The 1610-nt window shown below is 35.9% G+C and carries 2 protein-coding genes; one reads left to right on the top strand and one right to left on the bottom strand.

What is annotated here, in order from left to right; translation table 11 throughout:
* Positions 1-363: 363 nt before the first annotated feature.
* Positions 364-522 (bottom strand): hypothetical protein, encoded by a 159-nt coding sequence (locus BFP75_RS21725; RefSeq protein ID WP_165776549.1) that lies wholly within the window; start codon positions 520-522, stop codon positions 364-366.
* Positions 523-658: 136 nt separating this feature from the next.
* On the opposite strand from BFP75_RS21725, the gene BFP75_RS05235 reads away from it, so the two are divergent.
* On the top strand, positions 659-1402 hold the full coding sequence (locus BFP75_RS05235; protein ID WP_099544004.1) for a hypothetical protein: 744 nt from the start codon (positions 659-661) through the stop codon (positions 1400-1402).
* Positions 1403-1610 lie beyond the last annotated feature (208 nt).

Here is a 1610-nt window from a genome sequence, read left to right as displayed (position 1 = left end):
GGTCCGGGGACATGGAAAAGGTCCTGCCCGAGAAAAGATCGGTCGAACAGTGTACCTTCCAACTTCGCTTGTGTATGTCGATACCAATGAATAACTTGGGTGGAGCAGTTTGTTGTGTTTTCATATCTTTTGATTTTGGTGAATCTTAAAGATACTCGACAGGCTGCTTTTACATAGATGCTATAAGTAATTGCTTGTTCTCTCCTACTTTGGAAATTCCTGCGGAATTTCCAACTTGGTGTGTACTTGTAAAGTTAAGTGCTAACCCACGCAAATACTCATAGCCGAGACCGATGATGTACAATTATTCATTTAATTTTTATTGTTTTTCAAAGGTATTCATCGGTCGCTTCGCTCGGTCACCTAAAGGTGAACCCAAGTCGCTACATTGTCGCCAAAGGCTCCAATTCCCGCCCCTTGGGATTTGTACATCATCGCAGGGCCATGCCAGTTTGCATAATCCGTAGGATGAGGGGCCATCCAACCTATCACCTTTAGGCGCCATCGAGGAAAACTGTACATATCAACGGCTATATGCAACCTGGCCACGTTCAACACGTATTTGTAAATTTATCCCAACAAGTTGCGTAAATTTAAAATCCGTAACGTGGCTTCACATAGCCCTGCGTTGTGCTTCATTATAACCAACCGCTAACCAATGATAAAATTCTTTAGAAAAATTCGGCAAAACTTGCTTATGGAAAATAAAACTGGAAAGTATTTTAAATACGCTATTGGGGAAATTATACTTGTGGTAATTGGAATTTTGATTGCGCTTCAAATCAACAATTGGAATGAAAATAGAAAACTACATGAATCAAAAACTGAATACTACGAACAGTTGTTATCTGAAATAAATTTGGATATTAAAGAATTAAACCCTCAAATAAAAAGAGTTGAACAAAGCATAAACACATACGAATCTTATTTGGCAATCTTCGAGACATCTAATGTGTCACTTGATTCTATATACCACCATATTAAAAAGGTGGAACCGACTTTCGGTTTAATTAGATTTAATACAAAAACCATTGAAGTTCTAAAATCAACAGGAGATATAAAATTACTTCCAAAATCAATTAAAAATCTTTTAATAAGTCTCGAAAATCAACAAAATTTGTTATCTAAAATTCAAGACAATAACTATGGTATGTATTTGAATACAATTGAAGACACTTATCTTATTAATCCATTTTCCGTTCGGAACTTGATAGAAAATCAAGAGCAGTTTTTTAATGCTTTGAAAATTGAAACAAGTTTTGCTGACCAAATAGCAAAATATCATTTGGCTTTAACTATTAAAAATTTTGCCGAGATAAATGCATTAAGAATTTTAAAAGAAACTTTAAACTTAACAAATAATTTAAAGAATATTATCGAAGAGGAATTAGAGCATCAGTAAATTATTAATTTTAAATAACGAAAGCACAATCGAGTAGACGGGTCCGCCCCTAGTTAGGAACGGACTGCGCCTCTCACACCACCGTGCGTACGGGTCTCGTACACGGCGGTTCGTTATATCAGAACTTTACACTAAGGTAGTACGCTAGCATACTTTCGTAACCTCTTTTTCTTAGACGTTTTTCAGTAATAGTAGTCCTCAGTATAGG

Source organism: Maribacter sp. 4G9 (assembly GCF_002742265.1).
GTDB lineage: Bacteria > Bacteroidota > Bacteroidia > Flavobacteriales > Flavobacteriaceae > Maribacter.
The sequence above is the reverse complement of the archived record's forward strand: the minus strand, read 5'-3'. Positions and strand labels throughout refer to the sequence as shown.